General features: G+C 45.4%; 15 protein-coding genes. 11 read left to right on the top strand and 4 right to left on the bottom strand.

All coding sequences use genetic code 11. The features are described 5' to 3' along the window. Positions 1-25: 25 nt before the first annotated feature. Together MD536_RS14585 and MD536_RS14580 are read left to right on the top strand one after the other, a co-directional pair. Positions 26-2389 (top strand): TonB-dependent receptor, encoded by a 2364-nt coding sequence (locus MD536_RS14585; protein ID WP_239601409.1) that lies wholly within the window; start codon positions 26-28, stop codon positions 2387-2389. A gap of 25 nt (positions 2390-2414) precedes the next feature. Continuing rightward, entirely contained in the window at positions 2415-2963 is a 549-nt protein-coding gene (locus tag MD536_RS14580; protein ID WP_239601407.1) for a hypothetical protein, read from the top strand. Here the strand turns inward: MD536_RS14580 and MD536_RS14575 are convergent. From MD536_RS14575 to MD536_RS14560, 4 genes are read right to left on the bottom strand one after another with little or no spacing between them, the layout of a single operon-like run. Next, on the bottom strand, positions 2944-4722 hold the full coding sequence (locus MD536_RS14575; protein WP_239601405.1) for an ABC transporter ATP-binding protein: 1779 nt from the start codon (positions 4720-4722) through the stop codon (positions 2944-2946). The genes MD536_RS14580 and MD536_RS14575 overlap by 20 nt on opposite strands. A 34-nt stretch (positions 4723-4756) precedes the next feature. Next, positions 4757-6301: a YifB family Mg chelatase-like AAA ATPase gene (locus tag MD536_RS14570; RefSeq protein ID WP_239601404.1), complete on the bottom strand. Its 1545-nt coding sequence runs from the start codon at positions 6299-6301 to the stop codon at positions 4757-4759. 31 nt (positions 6302-6332) lie between these two features. Further along, positions 6333-7676, bottom strand: a complete 1344-nt coding sequence (locus MD536_RS14565; protein WP_239601401.1) for a MutS-related protein — start codon at positions 7674-7676, stop codon at positions 6333-6335. A 29-nt stretch (positions 7677-7705) separates the two neighbouring features. After that, on the bottom strand, positions 7706-9046 hold the full coding sequence (locus MD536_RS14560) for a dihydroorotase (RefSeq protein ID WP_239601399.1): 1341 nt from the start codon (positions 9044-9046) through the stop codon (positions 7706-7708). 33 nt (positions 9047-9079) lie between these two features. On the opposite strand from MD536_RS14560, the gene MD536_RS14555 reads away from it, so the two are divergent. From MD536_RS14555 to MD536_RS14515, 9 genes are all read left to right on the top strand, one after another. Continuing rightward, the gene (locus MD536_RS14555; protein ID WP_239601398.1) at positions 9080-10741 is read left to right on the top strand and encodes a hypothetical protein; all 1662 of its coding nucleotides are present in this window, start codon (positions 9080-9082) and stop codon (positions 10739-10741) included. Beyond that, the gene (locus MD536_RS14550) at positions 10731-11588 is read left to right on the top strand and encodes a UbiA family prenyltransferase (protein ID WP_239601396.1); all 858 of its coding nucleotides are present in this window, start codon (positions 10731-10733) and stop codon (positions 11586-11588) included. The genes MD536_RS14555 and MD536_RS14550 overlap by 11 nt, the downstream gene beginning before the upstream one ends. A gap of 1 nt (position 11589) precedes the next feature. After that, the gene (locus tag MD536_RS14545; protein WP_239601394.1) at positions 11590-12675 is read left to right on the top strand and encodes a type III polyketide synthase; all 1086 of its coding nucleotides are present in this window, start codon (positions 11590-11592) and stop codon (positions 12673-12675) included. Positions 12676-12679: 4 nt separating this feature from the next. Continuing rightward, complete coding sequence (locus MD536_RS14540; RefSeq protein ID WP_239601393.1) at positions 12680-13390, top strand: methyltransferase domain-containing protein; 711 nt, start codon at positions 12680-12682, stop codon at positions 13388-13390. Beyond that, positions 13368-14510 carry an NAD(P)/FAD-dependent oxidoreductase gene (locus MD536_RS14535; RefSeq protein ID WP_239601391.1) on the top strand — a complete coding sequence of 381 codons (1143 nt, stop codon included), beginning with the start codon at positions 13368-13370 and terminating at the stop codon, positions 14508-14510. Before MD536_RS14540 ends, MD536_RS14535 begins: the two co-directional genes overlap by 23 nt. Further along, positions 14507-15973 carry a DUF5723 family protein gene (locus MD536_RS14530; RefSeq protein ID WP_239601390.1) on the top strand — a complete coding sequence of 489 codons (1467 nt, stop codon included), beginning with the start codon at positions 14507-14509 and terminating at the stop codon, positions 15971-15973. The genes MD536_RS14535 and MD536_RS14530 overlap by 4 nt, the downstream gene beginning before the upstream one ends. A 52-nt stretch (positions 15974-16025) precedes the next feature. Further along, entirely contained in the window at positions 16026-16532 is a 507-nt protein-coding gene (locus tag MD536_RS14525) for a GbsR/MarR family transcriptional regulator (RefSeq protein ID WP_239601389.1), read from the top strand. Between the two features lie 6 nt (positions 16533-16538). Further along, a complete protein-coding gene (locus MD536_RS14520; RefSeq protein WP_239601388.1) occupies positions 16539-16907 on the top strand; it encodes a CoA-binding protein in 369 nt (122 codons plus the stop codon). Positions 16908-16980: 73 nt separating this feature from the next. Beyond that, positions 16981-17454, top strand: coding sequence for a ribonuclease H-like YkuK family protein (locus tag MD536_RS14515; RefSeq protein WP_234867031.1), 474 nt, complete (start codon positions 16981-16983; stop codon positions 17452-17454). Positions 17455-17474: the final 20 nt, after the last annotated feature.

The raw sequence follows: 17474 nt of genomic DNA, 5'->3' as shown, positions 1-17474 counted from the left end.
CCTAGTTTTGTTCTCACAACAGAACATGGTGGTTGCAATACGAAGAATTTTAGGAATCCTGCTATTGGGGCTGGTTGTCAACAGCAGCCAGGCACAATGTATTTTACGTTTCAGCGGTGTAGTAACTGATTCGGATACCCGCGAACGCTTATCTGGAGCAACCGTGCGTATCAAGGATATCCGGCTCGAAGTGAAAACAGATGAGCAGGGCAGGTTTCTGTTTGAAGGTCTTTGTCCGGGTAGTTATAATATACTTATTACACATATAGGATGTCAGCCAGTGGAATCACATATCCACCTGAAAGATGATCTGACCCAGGATTTTGTATTACCGCATACCCACAGTGAACTGGAAGAAGTTGTGGTAGTGGGAGCGACCCACAAACATGGTACGGCTATAACTGAAGAACTAAAGGGCAGACAATTGGCTGCTACCAGAGGAGCCAGCCTTGGTGAATCCCTTCGTAGTATTAGTGGCGTGAATGTGTTACAGACAGGTGCTACGATATTCAAACCCGTAATTCATGGCCTTCACAGTAACCGGGTTTTAATATTGAACAATGGGATCCGGCAGGAATCACAGCAATGGGGAAGTGAACATGCACCGGAAGTGGATCCGTATATTGCAAATCGCTTAACGGTGATCAAAGGGGCTAGCAGCATCCGGTATGGAAGTGATGCCATTGGTGGAGTGGTATTGGTGGAGCCTCGTTTGTTACCGGCAGCACCCGGTCTGTATGGTGAAATCAATACTGCCTTCTTTACCAATAACCGGCAGGGCGTCTTATCCGGTATCATCGAAAACAATTCAGCTAAACATCCGGCATTTGCCTGGCGATTGCAGGGTACCCTGAAAAAAGGCGGCAATTCCCGGACGCCTGATTATTGGCTGATGAATACCGGTATCGAAGAATATAATTTTTCTGCAGCAGCAGGCTGGCAGCAATCACACCGGGGACTTGAACTTTTCTATAGCAATTTCAATACCCGTCTTGGTATCTTCAGAGGGGCGCATATCGGAAATGTAACCGACCTGGAAACTGCTATTGAACGGGGAGAGCCATCTGAAGAAATCAAATCTGCTCCCTTCAGCTATACAATCGATCGTCCTTATCAGCAGGTACACCATCATTTATTTAAACTGAAAGCGCATCATACCACGGGTACAGCAGGAAAGTTAAATCTGGTGTTGTCAGGTCAGTACAATAACCGGATGGAATTTGATGTAAAACGATTTGCTTCCAGTTCAGATGCACCTCAGCTGGATCTTAGCATCAGCACGGTTGGAACCGATCTTGTTTGGGATCATAACAACTGGAATAATTTTCGTGGAACCATTGGTGTTAGTGGCTCCTTTCAATTGAACGACAGTTACAAGCAGCGGGTTTTTATTCCGAATTACCGGGCATGGAACGGAGCGGTTTTCTGGATTGAAAAGTGGACAAAAGGGAAATGGATGCTCGAAGGTGGATTGCGGTACGACTGGCGGAAATTATTCGACATAGAAAATAACAATAGTGAGCGATTTGCGGATCAGCAATTCAGCAGTGTGAGTGGTTCATTGGGCGGAACTTACAGATGGAGTCCGGAGTTGACAACCACCCTGAATTTTTCATCGGCCTGGAGAGCACCACAGATTAATGAATTGTACAGTGATGGCCTGCACCATAGTTCAGCCCGGATTGAAACGGGTAATCCCTCGCTGGTTCCGGAAAGAGCAAACAGCTGGATGCTGAATATGGATTACCAGCCATTCCGCTGGCGATTTGATATCGGATTTTATTATAAGGATATTTCCAATTTCATATACCTGGCGCCTGATTATCCTCCGGTGTTAACAATCCGGGGTGCTTTTCCTTCTTTTTCATTTCGGCAAACTGATGCCCGCTTGCACGGACTGGATGCTACAGTTGGGTATGTGCTTACCGCACACTGGAAAGCAGAAGCAAAGGCGTCCATCTTAAGAGCATGGGATAAAACAGCCGATGACTGGTTGATCCAGATGCCGGCCGATCGGTATGAACTCGGATTGCAATATGAATTTGGAAATGCAAAACACTGGCAGGATAGTTATGTAAAACTGAGTGGACAGCAGGTGATGAGGCAAACAAGGGTACCTGTTACGGGAAATATTGAAAAACCACAACCAGATGGTTCTATCCGAATGGAGTCCGATTATGCACCACCTCCACCAGCGTATTTTTTGCTGAACCTGGAAGCTGGTACCAAACTGTTCTGGGGAAAGCAGCCCATTCAGTTGAGCCTGACGGCTACGAATTTGCTGAACACTGCCTATCGCGATTACATGAATGCATTCCGGTATTTTGCCTGGGAAACTGGCAGAAATATTGGCCTGCGTATTATGCTGCCACTGGGCAAACAACATTGAGTTTTTACTACTTAAAATAGATACTATGAAACAAAAATGGGTGAAATTGTTAAGCGGTTTTGGTCTTCTTGCACTTACGCTGGCTGGTTGTTCGAAAGACAAAGATGAAGTAAGTAATGAAGAGGAGTTGATAACTACTGTATCGCTTCGGTTTCAGGAAATTGGAACAGCAAATGTTTTTGTTGCAACTTTTCGCGACACAGATGGTGAAGGAGGAAATCCGCCTTCCATCGATGAAATTGTATTGAAACCCAATGCAAACTATTCCTGTTCTGTCGAGCTCTTAAACGAAAGTGTTTCCCCTGCAGAAGATATTACGGAAGAGGTGCAGGAAGAGGCAGATGATCATGAACTATATTTCATTCCCGCTGGTGCCAATATTACTATTAATAGGGTTGATCTGGACAGTAAAAGTCTTCCCGTTGGTTTGAGTTCAACCTGGCAAACCGGAGCCGCTTCTACCGGAACTGTTCGTGTTGTTTTAAAACATAAGCCTGGTACCAAAGCAGCTGGTGATCCGGTTACCAAAGGCGAAACCGATATTGATCTGAACTTTACGACGAAGCTTCAGTAAGAGTGGGTGAAGCAGTAGCTTTTCTTTCTCCGATCTGCTGCCTCCACATGGCATAGTAGAGACCTTTATCTTCCAGTAATTGCTGATGGGTACCGGTCTCTGCTATTTCTCCTTTCTCCAGCACATATATTTTATCGGCATGCATAATCGTACTTAACCGGTGTGCAATTAGTACAGTAATCTGTGAGCGTAAGGCGGAAATTTTCCGAATGGTAGAAGTAATCTCTTCTTCAGTCAATGAATCCAGCGCAGAAGTGGCTTCGTCGAAGATCAGTAATTTAGGTTGGCGTAATAGAGATCTGGCTATGGAGAGGCGCTGTTTTTCACCCCCACTTAATTTTAACCCACTTTCACCAATCAGTGTGTCCAATCCTTTATCCGCTTTTTGCAAAAGGGTCTGGCAGCTTGCTTTTTGAAGCGCATCGAGTAATTCTTCCTCTGTGCCATCCGGTTTTACGAATAGCAAATTTTCCCGTATAGTTCCGGCGAACAGTTGAGTGTCCTGTGTAACAAAGCCGATCTGTTTGCGAAGCTCATCATAGTCTACTTCATTTTCATTGGTTTCATTGTAGGATATACTGCCTTCCTGTGGCCGGTATAACCCAACCAATAATTTCACGAGCGTTGTTTTACCGGATCCGGATGGCCCAACAAACGCGATGGTTTCTCCTTTACTTACTTCAAAACTGATGCCTTGTAATGCATGCTGCTGTGCCGTTTTATGTTTGAAATGAACATTATCAAACCGGAGTCGCTCTATTGCATCCAATACTACCGGATGTTCCGGTCGGGGCTCCGGTTTCTTCTGCATCAGGTTTTTGAAATTATTCAGGGAGGCTTCTGCTTCCCGATAACTTAAAATGATATTCCCGATATCCTGTAAGGGACCAAAAATGAAAAAGGAAAAAAATTGCATGGTTACCAGTTGCTCAGGACCCATATGCTCCCGGTAGATCAACCACATCAGGATAAAGAGGATTGCCTGCCTTAGCGTGTTCACAAAAGTTCCCTGAATAAAACTCAGACTGCGAATCCGCTTTACCTTGGTAAGTTCAAGTCCCAATATTTTGTAGGTATTCTTATTCAACCGGTCTACTTCCTGGTTGGTGAGCCCTAAACTTTTGATCAGCTCAATGTTTCTCAGGGATTCAGTGGTACTGCCCGCCAGTGAAGTTGTTTGGCTCACAATATTCCGCTGTATGGTTTTGATTCGTTTACTTAAAGCATTGGTAAGCAGGGTAAGCAGTATGATACCGCCAAAATAGGTGAGGGGTAATGACCAGTGAATCTGGAAGGCATAAATGGATACAAACAATATGCCTACAAACACTCCAAATAATACGTTGATGAAGTTGGATATGAATTTTTCCGTATCGGTTTCAACCTTCTGCAAAATGCTAAGGGTTTCTCCGCTTCGCTGGTCTTCAAACTCATGGTAGGGGAGCTTCATCGCATGCTGTAATCCATCGGTAAAAACCTTTGCTCCAAACTTTTGCGTAATTACGTTGAAGAAATAATCCTGGAAGGCTTTGGCAATCCGGCTCACCATGGCCACGCTGATAGATGCCAATAACAGCCAGCCGATGGATTGTGCAAATTTGGGCCAGCTCTCATACTTTTTATAAGTAAAAGCGGCTTTTGTAATCTTTCCGAATATTATGGGGTCCAACAGGGAAAAACCACTGTTGATACCGGCTAATAACAAGGTGAGAAGTACCAGCCATTTATAAGGCTTGAGGTACTGAAGTAGTAATTGCATAAAATAATGGTAGAACACTAAATTAAGACAATCCCTACTTCCAGCCCCAATTATCCCGATCCAGGCTGCGGAACTGGATAGCTTCAGCGATATGTTCCGGTAAAATCAATTCGTTTTGAGAGAGGTCGGCAATGGTTCTGGCCATTTTGAGGATGCGGTCATAGGCCCGGGCGGATAATTTGAGTCGCTCCATGGCAGTTTTTAACAACTGGCACGAGGAGGTGCCAAGCGCACAAGTTTGTTCCAGCAACCGACTGCTCATTTGGGCATTACAATAGATTCCCTTGATTTCTTTATATCGCCTGGCCTGAACTTGCCTGGCTTGTATGACTCTTTTCCGGATTTCACGGGAGGATTCAGTACGGGAGGTGCTACTCAGGTTTTGAAACGGTACCGGTGTTACTTCAAGCTGCAGATCAATCCTGTCCAGCAGTGGCCCTGAGATTTTCTGCAGGTATTTCTGAACGGCACCAGGGGGACAACTGCATTCTTTTTCTGGATGGTTGTAGTAGCCACAGGGGCAGGGGTTCATGGAGGCCACCAACATAAAGGCGGCTGGAAATTCTACACTTATTCGTGCCCGTGAGATAGTGAGTTTTCGTTCTTCCATGGGTTGTCGCATCACTTCGAGCACAGATCGGTTGAATTCAGGTAATTCATCCAGGAAAAGTACGCCGTTGTGAGCCAGGGATATTTCTCCTGGTAAAGGATTGCTGCCACCGCCTGCCATGGCCATATGAGATGTCGTATGATGCGGTTGCCGGAAAGGTCGTTGTTGTACCAATGCTGTTCCGGTTGTCAACTTGCCAGCTACACTGTGAATACGGGTTGTTTCCAGTGCCTCGTCCAGTGTCAGGGGGGGCAGAATACCTGGCAATCTTCTTGCCAGCATAGTTTTGCCGGCACCAGGCGGACCAATCAATAATAGATTATGCCCGCCTGCCGCCGCGATCTCCATAGCCCGTTTGATATTTTCCTGTCCCTTTACGTCCGAAAAATCTCCTGTTTCTAAACCAGGTGGTTCATTGAACCATTGTTCAATGCCTGATTCGTGTGGTTTCGCTCGTAGAGGATCTTCAACTAATTGAATGGCTTCTGTTAATGAGCGTATGCCCATTACCGGTAGGCTGTCTACCACTGCAGCTTCAGCAGCATTCTGAATAGGAACCACAATGCCACTAAACTTTTCTTTTCTCGCTGTTAGTGCCATGGGAAGAGCTCCCCGAATCGGCTGAAGGCTGCCGTCCAGGCCAAGTTCCCCACAGAATATCCAATTTTGAAGGGGTTCCAGGTTAATGAGCTGTTCTGTAGCAGCCAGTATACCGATCGCAATGGGCAAATCAAATGCAGTACCTGTTTTGCGAATATCTGCCGGTGCCATATTGATTACTACCCGGGTTCTGGGCATGAAGTAACCAATAGCTTTAATCGCGGTTTCTACGCGCAGCATACTTTCCTTCACTGCATTGTCTGGTAACCCTACCAGGAAGGTTTGTGTTCCGTTGGTGACATTGACCTCAATGGAAATGGTGATAGCTTCCACTCCGTTTACTGCTGAACCATATGTTTTCACTAACATAGAACCAAGGTAAAGCAGCGAAGCTGGCAGGTCAACCGTTCTTTAACCCATTTGAATCAGGGATTTGCTCCAGTAATTCCACCACTTTTTCGCGCTTCAGGATGAGGTAACCTAACCGGTCGTTACTGATGCCCTCCTTAAGCTGGTAACTGAATACTAACTGATCTTCTGTTACCTCTGTTTCGAAATAGCGGAAAATGATATTCGGAAAGACTTTGAGTGCTTCTCCGATTTCATAAAGGTGGGTGGAGAGAATGAATAAGGAATGGTTTATTTTAATTAGACCTTCAATCACAGTGGAAGAACATTTCATGGCATCCTGCACATTGGTGCCTTTAAACAATTCATCAATTAATACCAGCCATTTGCGACCGTCATTAATCTTAAGGATCGTGTTTTTGATGCGTTGTACTTCATTGAAAAAATAGCTCTCGCCTTTGACAATATTGTCAGTCAGGTTGATATTGCTTAGAATACCTTCGAATAAAGACAATCGTAAGTGTTTGGCCGGTACGCCCATACCCAGGTGGGCCAGGTAAACGGCGGCCCCTACAGATTTGATAAAGGTGCTTTTCCCAGCCATATTTGCTCCGGTAAGAAAGAGGAAATTATGTTGTTGATCGAGGTTGATGGAATAGTCAACGGGGTTAGGTAATAATACATGAAATAATTCCTCCGCCTCAATAAAGGGTTGTTCTGACTCTGCAAATTCAGGAAATTTCAGTTTAAAATGCCGCATGGCTGCGGCCATCCCATACCATCCATCCAGCTGGCCATAGATCTCCGTTAGTTCTGTGGTTGCGTTCCTGAATTTGTAGCGGATGTAATGACCAAAATAAAGTATTTGTTTGGGTGTTAATTCATCTGCCCGCTTTTTATCAGCCAGGGTTTTCAGGTGTATATCGCTGGTAAGTTTTCCGGCTCTTTCCAGGATTCTCTCCAGGTTGGGCGGAACTACTTTTCCTTCAAAGAGTAGAATGATTTTTTGTATCCCCCTGACAAAATCTCCGAAATGTTGCAGGCTGAAGCGGATAATCGCATAATCGGGACCGTGAAACAATTTGTAGAGCTGCGCATTCACCCAATTATTGTCTACCGGAATGCTGTCGAGCTGGGTGCCGAAAAACTTTTCCATCACCATAAGGGTTCCGTTGGTGATATCCTCCGGCCAGTTATCCAGTTCATCCAGCATTAACTGCAAAATTTGCTGGGTTTGGAGAATTGATTTCAGATCATGAAAGGGTTGCTGAAAACGCAGGCGGAGCCATTCCTTTCCTTCTACGGTACGGGTGAAGTTGAGCCGGTGAAAGATAGAATATTCCTCTTCCGGGTGGAATATATTCAGGTCCAGCAGGGAGGTTTTATCTATATCCATAGGCTGTTAATTTAGTTAATCCGCCTCAATCAGCGATCAAATTCCAGTCGCATACCATTCTGTGATTCATCAAACCCCTCTTTTCCATAAACAAGATGCCCATTCACGAAAGTGTGAGTAACCGAAGATGGGAAAGTTGTTCCTTCCAGCGGGCTCCATCCGCACTTGTAGTAGATATTCTCCTTGGAAACTGTGGTCGGTTTGTTCAGGTCTACCAGTACCAGGTCTGCATAATAACCTTCCCGGATATAACCCCGCTGGCGAATCTGGAAGCAATCTGCCGGTGCATGGCTCATCTTCTCAACCACTTTTTCCAGCCGGATTGCCCCTTCTTTAACATAGTGTAACATCAGGGGCAGGGAGTGCTGAACTAAGGGAAGACCAGCATGTGCGTGTAGATAATCTTCCTGTTTTTCGGCCCAGGTATGAGGTGCATGATCGGTAGCGATAATATCCAGCCGGTCGTCCAGCAGGGCTTTCCAGAGGGCAGTTCGGTTATTTGGCGCTTTGATGGCCGGATTACATTTGATCTGGTTACCCAGCTGCGCATAATCGTCACTGGTGAAGTGAAGATGATGTACACAAACTTCGGAGGTGATGCGCTTTTCTTTTAACGGTAACATATTGCCGAAAAGTGTCAGTTCCTTTTCCGTTGATATATGCAGAATATGTAAGCGGGTATTGAATTTCTTGGCCAGTTGAATAGCATAAAAAGAAGATTCGAAACAGGCTTCTTCGTTCCGGATAATGGGATGGTCTGCCGCAGTCAGGGGTCTTCCACTGGCTTTGGCAGCTTCGAGGTTTTTGCGAATGATCCGTTCATCTTCGCAATGGGTGGCAATTAAAAGCTCGGTACCCTCGAATATATGTTCGAGTGAGAGCGGGTTGTCTACCAACAATCCACCAGTAGAAGAGCCCATGAAGATTTTCACTCCGCAAACCCTGTCTTTTTTCTCATTGGTGCGCAGCACTTCGTCCAGGTTCTCATTGGAGGTTCCCATGAAAAAGGAATAGTTGGCCAGGGAACTGGCAGCACCGATTGCATATTTATCTTCCAGTAACTCCTGCGTAAAAACCGGGGGCTGGGTATTGGGCATTTCCATGAAACTGGTTACCCCACCCGCAACAGCAGCTTTTGATTCAGTATAAATGGTAGCTTTATGTGTAAGCCCGGGTTCTCGGAAATGGACCTGGTCGTCAATTACACCAGGTAATAAATGTTTTCCTTCTGCGTTTATTTCGATAGCCCCATTTGTGGCACTGATTTGGCTATTGATTTTTTCAATCCGTCCCCGCGAAAGCAAAACGTCCGCTGTGCGAATCGTTCCTTCGTTGACAATTTGCGCGTTCTTTATGAGATATTTTTGCATATTAGCTATTCATTCCTGTTTAAAAACCATTGAATGCAAGTTATAAAAAGACTGCTTTACACCGCCTGCTTAAGTTTTCCGGTTGTTGGATTTTCCCAGTCGACGCTTTTACCCCAGGGGTATAAACACCAGCCCCTGATGGACCGACTGGAGATTATGTACCGTGATAGTGCCATCTCCCTGCAGCATATCAAACCCTACGATCGTAAAGGTTGGGTAAAATTCCTGGAAACTATTCCGGAAGAAGAACTGAGTCGGGTAGATGCGCATAACCGCAGGAGTGCGCTGATGAACAACCTGGAGTGGGTGAGTGGCGACAAATCAGCCTTTCTGAGCAAAAAGCCGATACTGAAGAGTTTTTACCAGTACCCGTCTGATTTTGCGTTGGTGGATGTAAAAGATTTTTTTCTGAGCATTAATCCGGTAGTACAGTTCACGGTAATGAAAGAGTCTGATAATGATGAATCACTGTTTCAGAACACAAAAGGAGCACGCGGCAGAGGTATGATTGCCAACCGGATTGGATTCGACTTTTATGTGACTGATAACCAGGAAAGACCACCTTCCTTTGTGAAGGATTTTGTTGCAGCAAACAGGGCAGTACCCGGAGCCGGTTATTACAAGTCCTTTAAAAGTACCGCTTATGATTATTTCGATGCCCGTGGTTCCATCTTTTTTAATGTAACCGATTATATCAATATCCAATTCGGATACGACCGGAATTTTATCGGTAATGGTTACCGAAGCATGTTCCTGAGCGACTTTGGGAATAGTAATCTATTCCTGAAAATCAATACCAGGATATGGAAGCTGAATTATCAAAACCTCTTCATGGAACTAAACCCCTCGCATATACGAAGAGGCGATAACCTGCTGGATAAAAAATACGTAACCATGCACCACCTTAGCTGGCAGGCGACCCGCTGGCTGAATATCGGATTTTTTGAAGCGGTTGTATTCGGACGTCCGAACCGGTATGATTTCAGTTATCTCAACCCAATCATCTTCTATCGTTCCATTGAGCAGCAGAACGGGAGTCCGGATAATGCCAATGTAGGGATGGATTTCAAAGCCAATATTGCCAAACGGGTTCAGTTATACGGACAACTCCTGTTGGATGAATTCAAGCTGAGTGAAGTTCGGGGAGGCAATGGCTGGTGGGGAAATAAATATGGCCTGCAACTGGGCGGAAAATATGTTGATGTGGCGGGTATAAAGAACCTGGATATCCAAGGAGAATTGAACATTGTTCGACCGTTCACCTACAGTTTCCGCGATTCGGTCGCGAATTACATGCATTACAATCAGCCGCTGGCGCATCCACGAGGTGCCAATTTCATAGAAGCGGTAGGGATTGCCCGGTACCAGCCTCATCCCAAACTCACGCTTCAGGGAAAGCTGATAGTCTGGAAACAGGGACTGGATTCAGCCGGTATCAATTTTGGCAACCGGCCTGCTAGCCTGTACACAACCCGGCCATTTGATTATGGATGGGATATTGGTGAAGGCAGGGCTTCCAGTGGTGTAAATGCATCCCTCTGGGCAGGTTATGAACTGAAAGAAAATCTATTCATTGATGCCAGCCTGCTATTGCGGAACCTGGATGTGCCGGATGATGCCCGTTTAACAAGGAATAGTACTATATTCAGTCTCGGCTTGCGTATGAATATGTTCCGCCGGGAATATGATTATTAAATCTTCCACCATACAATTACTCCGGTTCCCCTTTTCTTTTTTTCTGTTGCCGGTGTTCTTATTTGGAATCAGCCAACCACTTGAAACCAATTGGGTCAGAGTGGCACTGCTGTTCTTTATTCTTCATTTTCTTGTTTATCCCAGCAGCAATGGGTATAACAGTTATATGGACAGGGATGAGGCTCCAATCGGGGGGTTAGAGCATCCGCCTCTGCCTGAACGGGAGCTGTGGACGATTACACTTGTAATGGATCTCTTAGCTGTTGGATTGAGTTTTTTACTTTCATATCCAGCTGCAATAGCTGTGTCGTTTTATATTCTTGCGTCGAGGGCTTACAGCAGCAGGAAAATCCGCCTGAAAAAATTCGCTTTTTTGGGTTTTTTGGTGGTTATCTGCTGCCAGGGTGGATTGATTTTCTGGCTTAGCTATCATGTATCACATGCAAGTCTCAGTATGCATGTACCCGTTACGGGAATACTGGCGAGTACACTCTTATTGGCCGGAGCATACCCGCTCACACAGATTTATCAGCACCGGCAGGATGCTGCCGACGGGGTAACAACCATCAGTATGCGAATGGGGATCCGGGGAACTTTCCGGCTCTCGGGATTGTTATTTATACTGGCTTTCCTGGTGCTTGGACTTCATTTTGGATTACAACTGGAACTGGACAGGTTTTTGGTATTATTGATTTTTTTTCTTCCGGTATCCGTATATTTCTCATGGTGGGCGATCCTGGTATGGAAGGATCCGGCTAAAGCCGATTTTCGGCACCTTATGCAAATGAATATTATTTCGGCCATTTGTTCAACAGCCGCATTTGGATCACTATTAATCTGGAAATGAATTGACAGCAATATTATCCATCGGAACATCTCTTCCTGCTTTCCGGCATGCTCAAACGGAGATTTTGAATTTCATGCAGCGGGTATATGCATTGGATGCAACCGAAGCAAGAAAACTGAAGTTCTTGTACCACCAAAGTGGAATACAGCAACGGTATTCCTGCATTCCTGACTATAGCAAATCCATGCGGGACTGGAAGTTTTATCCGGCAGAAGAATCGTTGGAACCATTCCCTAACCTGGAACTGCGGATGGCCTGGTATCAGAAACATGCAGCGGCTCTTTCGGTAGATGCCATACGTGATTGCATACAACACAGGCCAGGCGGCAGGGCCGATATCAGTCACCTGATTACAGTGAGTTGTACCGGCATGAGCGCGCCAGGACTCGATCTGCAGGTAATGGAAATGATGGAACTGCCCAGGCAATTGCATCGAACTTCTATTAATTTCATGGGTTGCTATGCGGCATTACATGCCTTGAAAATGGCCGACAGCATCTGCCGGGCTGATCCTTCCGCGTTGGTGCTGATTGTTTGCACGGAATTATGTACCCTGCATTTCCAAAAAATTCCAACACCGGATAACCTCGCAGCTTCCCTGCTTTTTGGCGATGGTTCGGCAGCTGTTTTGGTGGGTTCTGAAACGCAGGGCAAATCACTTGCAACCATTCAGGGATTTTATGCGGAAGTAGTACCCAAAGGAAAACGGGATATGAGTTGGGAGTTATCATCTTCGGGTTTTTTAATGACACTAAGCGGATATATCCCTGAATTGATATCCACGGATTTCAAGCCATTGTTGGAAAGAGCCATGCAGGCATATCAAGCAAAGCTTACTGATGTTCAACATTGGTGCATACATCCAGGAGGTAAACGGATCTTGCAGGCCGTTCAAAAATCGTTGGAACTGGAAGAGCATAAATTGGAAGCCTCCGCTTCCGTATTGCGTGAATATGGAAATATGTCCTCTCCCTCTGTATTGTTTGTACTGAAGCGATTGATGGAAGCGGGTAAAAAAGGAGTATCATTGGCGGCGGCTTTTGGTCCGGGACTCACCATGGAAACCTGTCTGCTTGATATAAACTAATAAAATGCAGCAACGTATTTATCAGAAAGAACTATTGGATGATCTGACTGTTCCTTTTGAGGAAATACAACTCAACATGCGGGAGTTAGATGTTATTAACCGATGGTTGGGTGGACACAAGACAACGGTGGAGGGTATACGAAAATTAGTGCCGACGACTGCGGCATCCAATTGCCTGATCCTTGAAATCGGGTGTGGGGGTGGTGATAACTTAAAAGCGTTGAAGGATTCAAATGACTTACCAAAGGAGGGCGTACGATACATGGGAGTGGATATTAATCCTGCCTGTATATCCTATGCCAGAAGCGCTTTTCCCCAGGCGGAGTACCTGGAATCGGATTACCGCCTGGTGGATATGTCAGTTCATCCCGCCATTATTTTCTCCTCCCTTTTTTGTCATCATTTTACCGATGAAGAACTGGTAGCTCAACTGAGATGGATGTACGAAAACTCCCAACTCGGATTTGTTATCAATGATCTGCATCGGCATCCGCTTGCCTATTGGAGTATCCGTCTGCTTACTTCCTTATTTTCCCAATCACGACTGGTTCGTCATGATGCACCCTTGTCAGTCAGAAGAGGGTTTAAACGAAAAGATTGGCAGCGCTTGTTTCAACTGGCAGGTATAACCGAAGTTGAGATCCATTGGCGTTGGGCATTCAGATGGTTGATCATTGTTAAAAAAAACGGCTATGCAGGATCCAAATCGCTATGATGTAATTGTAGCCGGTGGCGGGCTTGCCGGTTTGTCGGCTGCCATTCAGTTGGCTGAAAAGGGGTATAGGGTGGCACTCATTGAAAAAAACTATTATCCTTTTCACCGGGTTTGCGGTGAATATATCAGCGAGGAAAGCCGGCCTTTTCTGGAGCGTTTGGGAATACCCATTAGTTCCCTGCAATTGCCTGAAATCCGGCGCCTTCGCGTAACTGCACCGGATGGGAGTTCTCTGATTTCAGACCTGGACCCCGGAGGTTTTGGTATTAGTCGCTACCGGCTGGATGCCCTGTTGGCAAGTCAGGCCAAACTCGCGGGAGCCACCGTAATGGAGGGGGTAAAAGTGCAGGACATCCGGTACAGGAATGGCTGGATGGAAGTTCAGGTAAACGGATTGTTGCTGGAATCCAGGCTTGTACTGGGTTGTTTTGGTAAAAGATCCTCCCTGGATCTGAAAATGAATCGCTCGTTCGCGCTCGAAAAACCTGGTAAGCTCAACAATTTCATAGGTATTAAATACCATATTGAATGGGATGATCCGGAAGATTTGATCAGTCTTCACAATTTTAAAGATGGGTATTGTGGCATCAGCCGTATAGAAGATGCTCAGTATTGTCTTTGTTATTTAACAACGGCTAATAACCTTGGACTCAGTAATAATTCCATTGAACAGATGGAAAAAACAATCTTATCGGTTAATCCTTTTCTAGAAAAGTTATTTAGGGATGCAAAAAAAATAAGGCAGGAGCCATTGAGTATTGCCCAGGTTTCATTTGCATCTAAATCGCAGGTGGAGAATCATGTGCTGATGGTGGGAGATGCTGCTGGGCTGATCACCCCCCTTTGTGGCAATGGAATGAGTATGGCTTTGCATGCCAGTTGCCTGGCTGTTCAGGCTGCTTTGCCTTTTCTGGAAGGCGTCTGCTCCAGAACTGAAATGGAAACCCTCTATGCAAAAAACTGGCGGCATTCTTTTTCATCCAGGTTACGTGCTGGCAGAATGATCCAGTCTTTTTTTGGTGACCCCTGGTTATCAAAAGGTCTTATTTTCGCAGGAAACAAATTTCCGGGATTAACGAGGTGGCTTATTGGAAAAACTCACGGAAAAAATTATGTATGAGCAGGACGTCCGTAGCTATGAAACATACAATACTTATGGTTGCATTGGCTGCAGGTTTTTTCAAAGCTTCGGCTCAGGATTATCACGCGATCATCGGATCCAATTATGCAGGTGCACTCAGTGTACATAACAACCCGGCATCTATAGTAAATATTCCATATCCCTGGGATGTAACGCTGGCAGGCTTGCAGGCTAAATACCAGACCAATGTCATTAAGGTGGTAAATTATTCACTCCTGTCTTCTCCGACAGCTTCTGAATTTTTTATAACAAGTGGTGAGTATGCGCGGAAGGGAAATGAGCAATTGAATCTGAACCTGCTGAATACCCGAATTGCACTTGGGAAAAAGACAGTAGTTGCATTTGGCGCCAACCTGAGATCCTTCGCCAATATCCGTACGTCGCCTTACAATTTTGTGGATAGTATTGAAACAGCCAATGAGCTTTTTGCCCTGAATCCGGGAAATGCGCCGTTGGAAGCCAGCGTCCGCACCAGCAATTGGATAGAGTTATATGGTGCTGTCGGCAGAACCTTATTTGATGAACCTGGCTTTCGAATCAATGCGGGACTAACAATGAAGGTTAACCGGGGAATCGGGGGGGGTAGGATGGAATTGGATGGCATGTTTCGGGAACGTACCATTATAAACGGGGAACCTCAGTATGCGCTTCGGGAGGGGCAGTTTGCTTATGGTTATTCATCCAATATTGATCGCTGGAATTCCAATCGTTCAACAATCGCAAATCTCAGAGAAGTACTAACGGCAACGCGTATGGGATTAACGCTGGATGCCGGACTGGAACTTCTCATCAAACCGGCAGGTGATCCGGGCTTTATGGAAGATGAAGAGACCTATTATGATTACGACTGGAAAATCGGTGCATCTGTTCTTGATCTTGGGTACGCTTTTTACCGGTATAGCAACAATAGCAGAACCGGAAGAATTCCTGTAACTGGTTTGAATGCAGACCGTATCGACCAGGCATTTGTAGAAGGAATTCCTAACATTGAAGCATTTACAGATTCGGTGGATGCGGTTTTTGATGCGCGTACCTTATCCGGAGATTTCCGGATCTGGACTCCAACCCGACTCGTTTTAAATGTGGATCGCTTTATCAGCAGTGCTTTCTATGTAAATGCTGAATTGAGTGTAAACGTTATCAATCTATTGGGGGATCAGCGCCTCTATGTCAGAAATATGAATGCCATACGGCTGACACCCCGTTGGGAAACCCGTAGGTTGGGTGCTTATTTGCCGTTCCTTTACAATGCGCAGAACCAGTTTTGGGTAGGAGCAGCCCTAAAGGTGGGGCCACTGCTGCTGGGGGTGCATAACCTGGGTAATGTACTTGGAAAAAAATCCATGGCAAATGGAGGGGGATATATCACGATAAATATTCGTCCGGGTAAACGTGTAACTGGTGAGAAAAAAGATCGTGGACTTGATTGTCCGCCTTATTAGTTAAATCTTTCAATAACTATTGAAAGATTAGAAGGATTCGGTAAATTGCGGTATGAAACTGGAAGCAGCGAAAGCGCAATTTATTCAGACCTGGGGTTCTCTGGCCACGCAATGGGGCATCAACAAAACCATGGCCCAGATCCATGCGCTGCTCCTGGTAACATCGGATCCTATCAGCCAGGATGATCTGATGGAAGAGCTAAGTATCAGCAGGGGCAGTGCGAACATGAATATCCGGGAACTGATTGACTGGGGATTAGTGGACCGGGTGATTATTCCTGGCGAGCGTAAGGAATTTTTCCTGGCAGAAAAAGACATCTGGAAAGTCTTCCGGCAGATTGTAAAAGAGCGAAAAAAGCGGGAATTGGAACCACTTTTAAAAGTGTTGCAGCAGTTGCAGGCGGTCGAAGGGGATAAGAAAAACCGGGAAGCAAAAGCATTCACGGATACAATTGAAAACATTCAGAAATTTGTGGGTCAGGCAGATAAATCATTGGACTCCCTTGTTAAGGCGGACGAGAGCTGGTTCTGGGGTAACCTGATCAAATTGATAAAATAACAAAGCATGTCGGATCCTAAGAAAACATTGGTGTTGGGCGCTTCGGAAAATCCATCCCGGTATAGTTACCTTGCCATACAGAGTTTGGTAAGCCACCATCATCCGGTAGTGGCCATTGGCCGCCGGCCTGGTATGGTAAATGATGTTCCCATCCAAACCGACCTTCCGACGCTGGAAGAAATTGATACTGTAACACTCTACCTGTCCAAAGAAAACCAGGCCGAATACATTCCCTATATACTATCGTTGAAGCCTAAGCGCATCATCTTCAATCCAGGTGCAGAAAACCCGGATCTGGTGCGGCTTGCAAGGGAAAACCAGATCTATCCACAGGAAGCCTGCACCCTTGTTTTACTAAGTACCGGTCAGTATTGAGTTAATTTTTATATAACATAAACAATCTCTATATATAATTGGGTTTTTTGGTAAATTAGGCAAACCCATTTATATGTTATGGAGAAAATTTAACGGCGACACGATCGATCTTCCGATTCGTGAAGCTGTAGAAAGAGCCATCCGGCGAGAAACTGAACAAGGCTACCGGCTCAAGGTTTGCATTGGCACTGATTCCCAGGTAAAAGGATCCGAAACAGAATTTGCTACCGTAATCGTTTTTTTACGGGAAGGTCATGGTGGATTTATGTTTATCCAAAATGAAAAAACCCGGCAGAAGTATTCAATCAAGGAACGAATGCTGGTAGAAGTGGCCCGCAGCATAGAAATTGCTTATGAGCTTTGCGGATTGTTCACCGATTACAATGTGGATATGGAAGTGCATGCCGATATCAACACCAATCCGCATTTTAAAAGCAACGATGCACTGAAAGAAGCCATGGGTTATATTCTTGGGATGGGCTTTGCCTTCAAAGCCAAGCCGGAAGCATTTGCCAGCAGCAGCTGTGCAAATAAAGTAGTAAACTGATTGGTCCTGCTCATTTACCC

The sequence above is a fragment of the Flavihumibacter cheonanensis genome, assembly GCF_022352215.1.
In the GTDB taxonomy this organism is placed as follows: Bacteria; Bacteroidota; Bacteroidia; order Chitinophagales; family Chitinophagaceae; genus Flavihumibacter; species Flavihumibacter cheonanensis.
The sequence above is the reverse complement of the archived record's forward strand: the minus strand, read 5'-3'. Positions and strand labels throughout refer to the sequence as shown.

Bases quoted from the DNA above. Each gene is read 5' to 3' on its own strand.
- MD536_RS14585 (WP_239601409.1), top strand. From the start codon at position 26: ATGGTGGTTGCAATACGAAGAATTTTAGGAATCCTGCTATTGGGGCTG.
- MD536_RS14580 (WP_239601407.1), top strand. From the start codon at position 2,415: ATGAAACAAAAATGGGTGAAATTGTTAAGCGGTTTTGGTCTTCTTGCA.
- MD536_RS14575 (WP_239601405.1), bottom strand. From the start codon at position 4,722: ATGCAATTACTACTTCAGTACCTCAAGCCTTATAAATGGCTGGTACTT.
- MD536_RS14570 (WP_239601404.1), bottom strand. From the start codon at position 6,301: ATGTTAGTGAAAACATATGGTTCAGCAGTAAACGGAGTGGAAGCTATC.
- MD536_RS14565 (WP_239601401.1), bottom strand. From the start codon at position 7,676: ATGGATATAGATAAAACCTCCCTGCTGGACCTGAATATATTCCACCCG.
- MD536_RS14560 (WP_239601399.1), bottom strand. From the start codon at position 9,046: ATGCAAAAATATCTCATAAAGAACGCGCAAATTGTCAACGAAGGAACG.
- MD536_RS14555 (WP_239601398.1), top strand. From the start codon at position 9,080: ATGCAAGTTATAAAAAGACTGCTTTACACCGCCTGCTTAAGTTTTCCG.
- MD536_RS14550 (WP_239601396.1), top strand. From the start codon at position 10,731: ATGATTATTAAATCTTCCACCATACAATTACTCCGGTTCCCCTTTTCT.
- MD536_RS14540 (WP_239601393.1), top strand. From the start codon at position 12,680: ATGCAGCAACGTATTTATCAGAAAGAACTATTGGATGATCTGACTGTT.
- MD536_RS14535 (WP_239601391.1), top strand. From the start codon at position 13,368: ATGCAGGATCCAAATCGCTATGATGTAATTGTAGCCGGTGGCGGGCTT.
- MD536_RS14530 (WP_239601390.1), top strand. From the start codon at position 14,507: ATGAGCAGGACGTCCGTAGCTATGAAACATACAATACTTATGGTTGCA.
- MD536_RS14525 (WP_239601389.1), top strand. From the start codon at position 16,026: ATGAAACTGGAAGCAGCGAAAGCGCAATTTATTCAGACCTGGGGTTCT.
- MD536_RS14520 (WP_239601388.1), top strand. From the start codon at position 16,539: ATGTCGGATCCTAAGAAAACATTGGTGTTGGGCGCTTCGGAAAATCCA.
- MD536_RS14515 (WP_234867031.1), top strand. From the start codon at position 16,981: ATGTTATGGAGAAAATTTAACGGCGACACGATCGATCTTCCGATTCGT.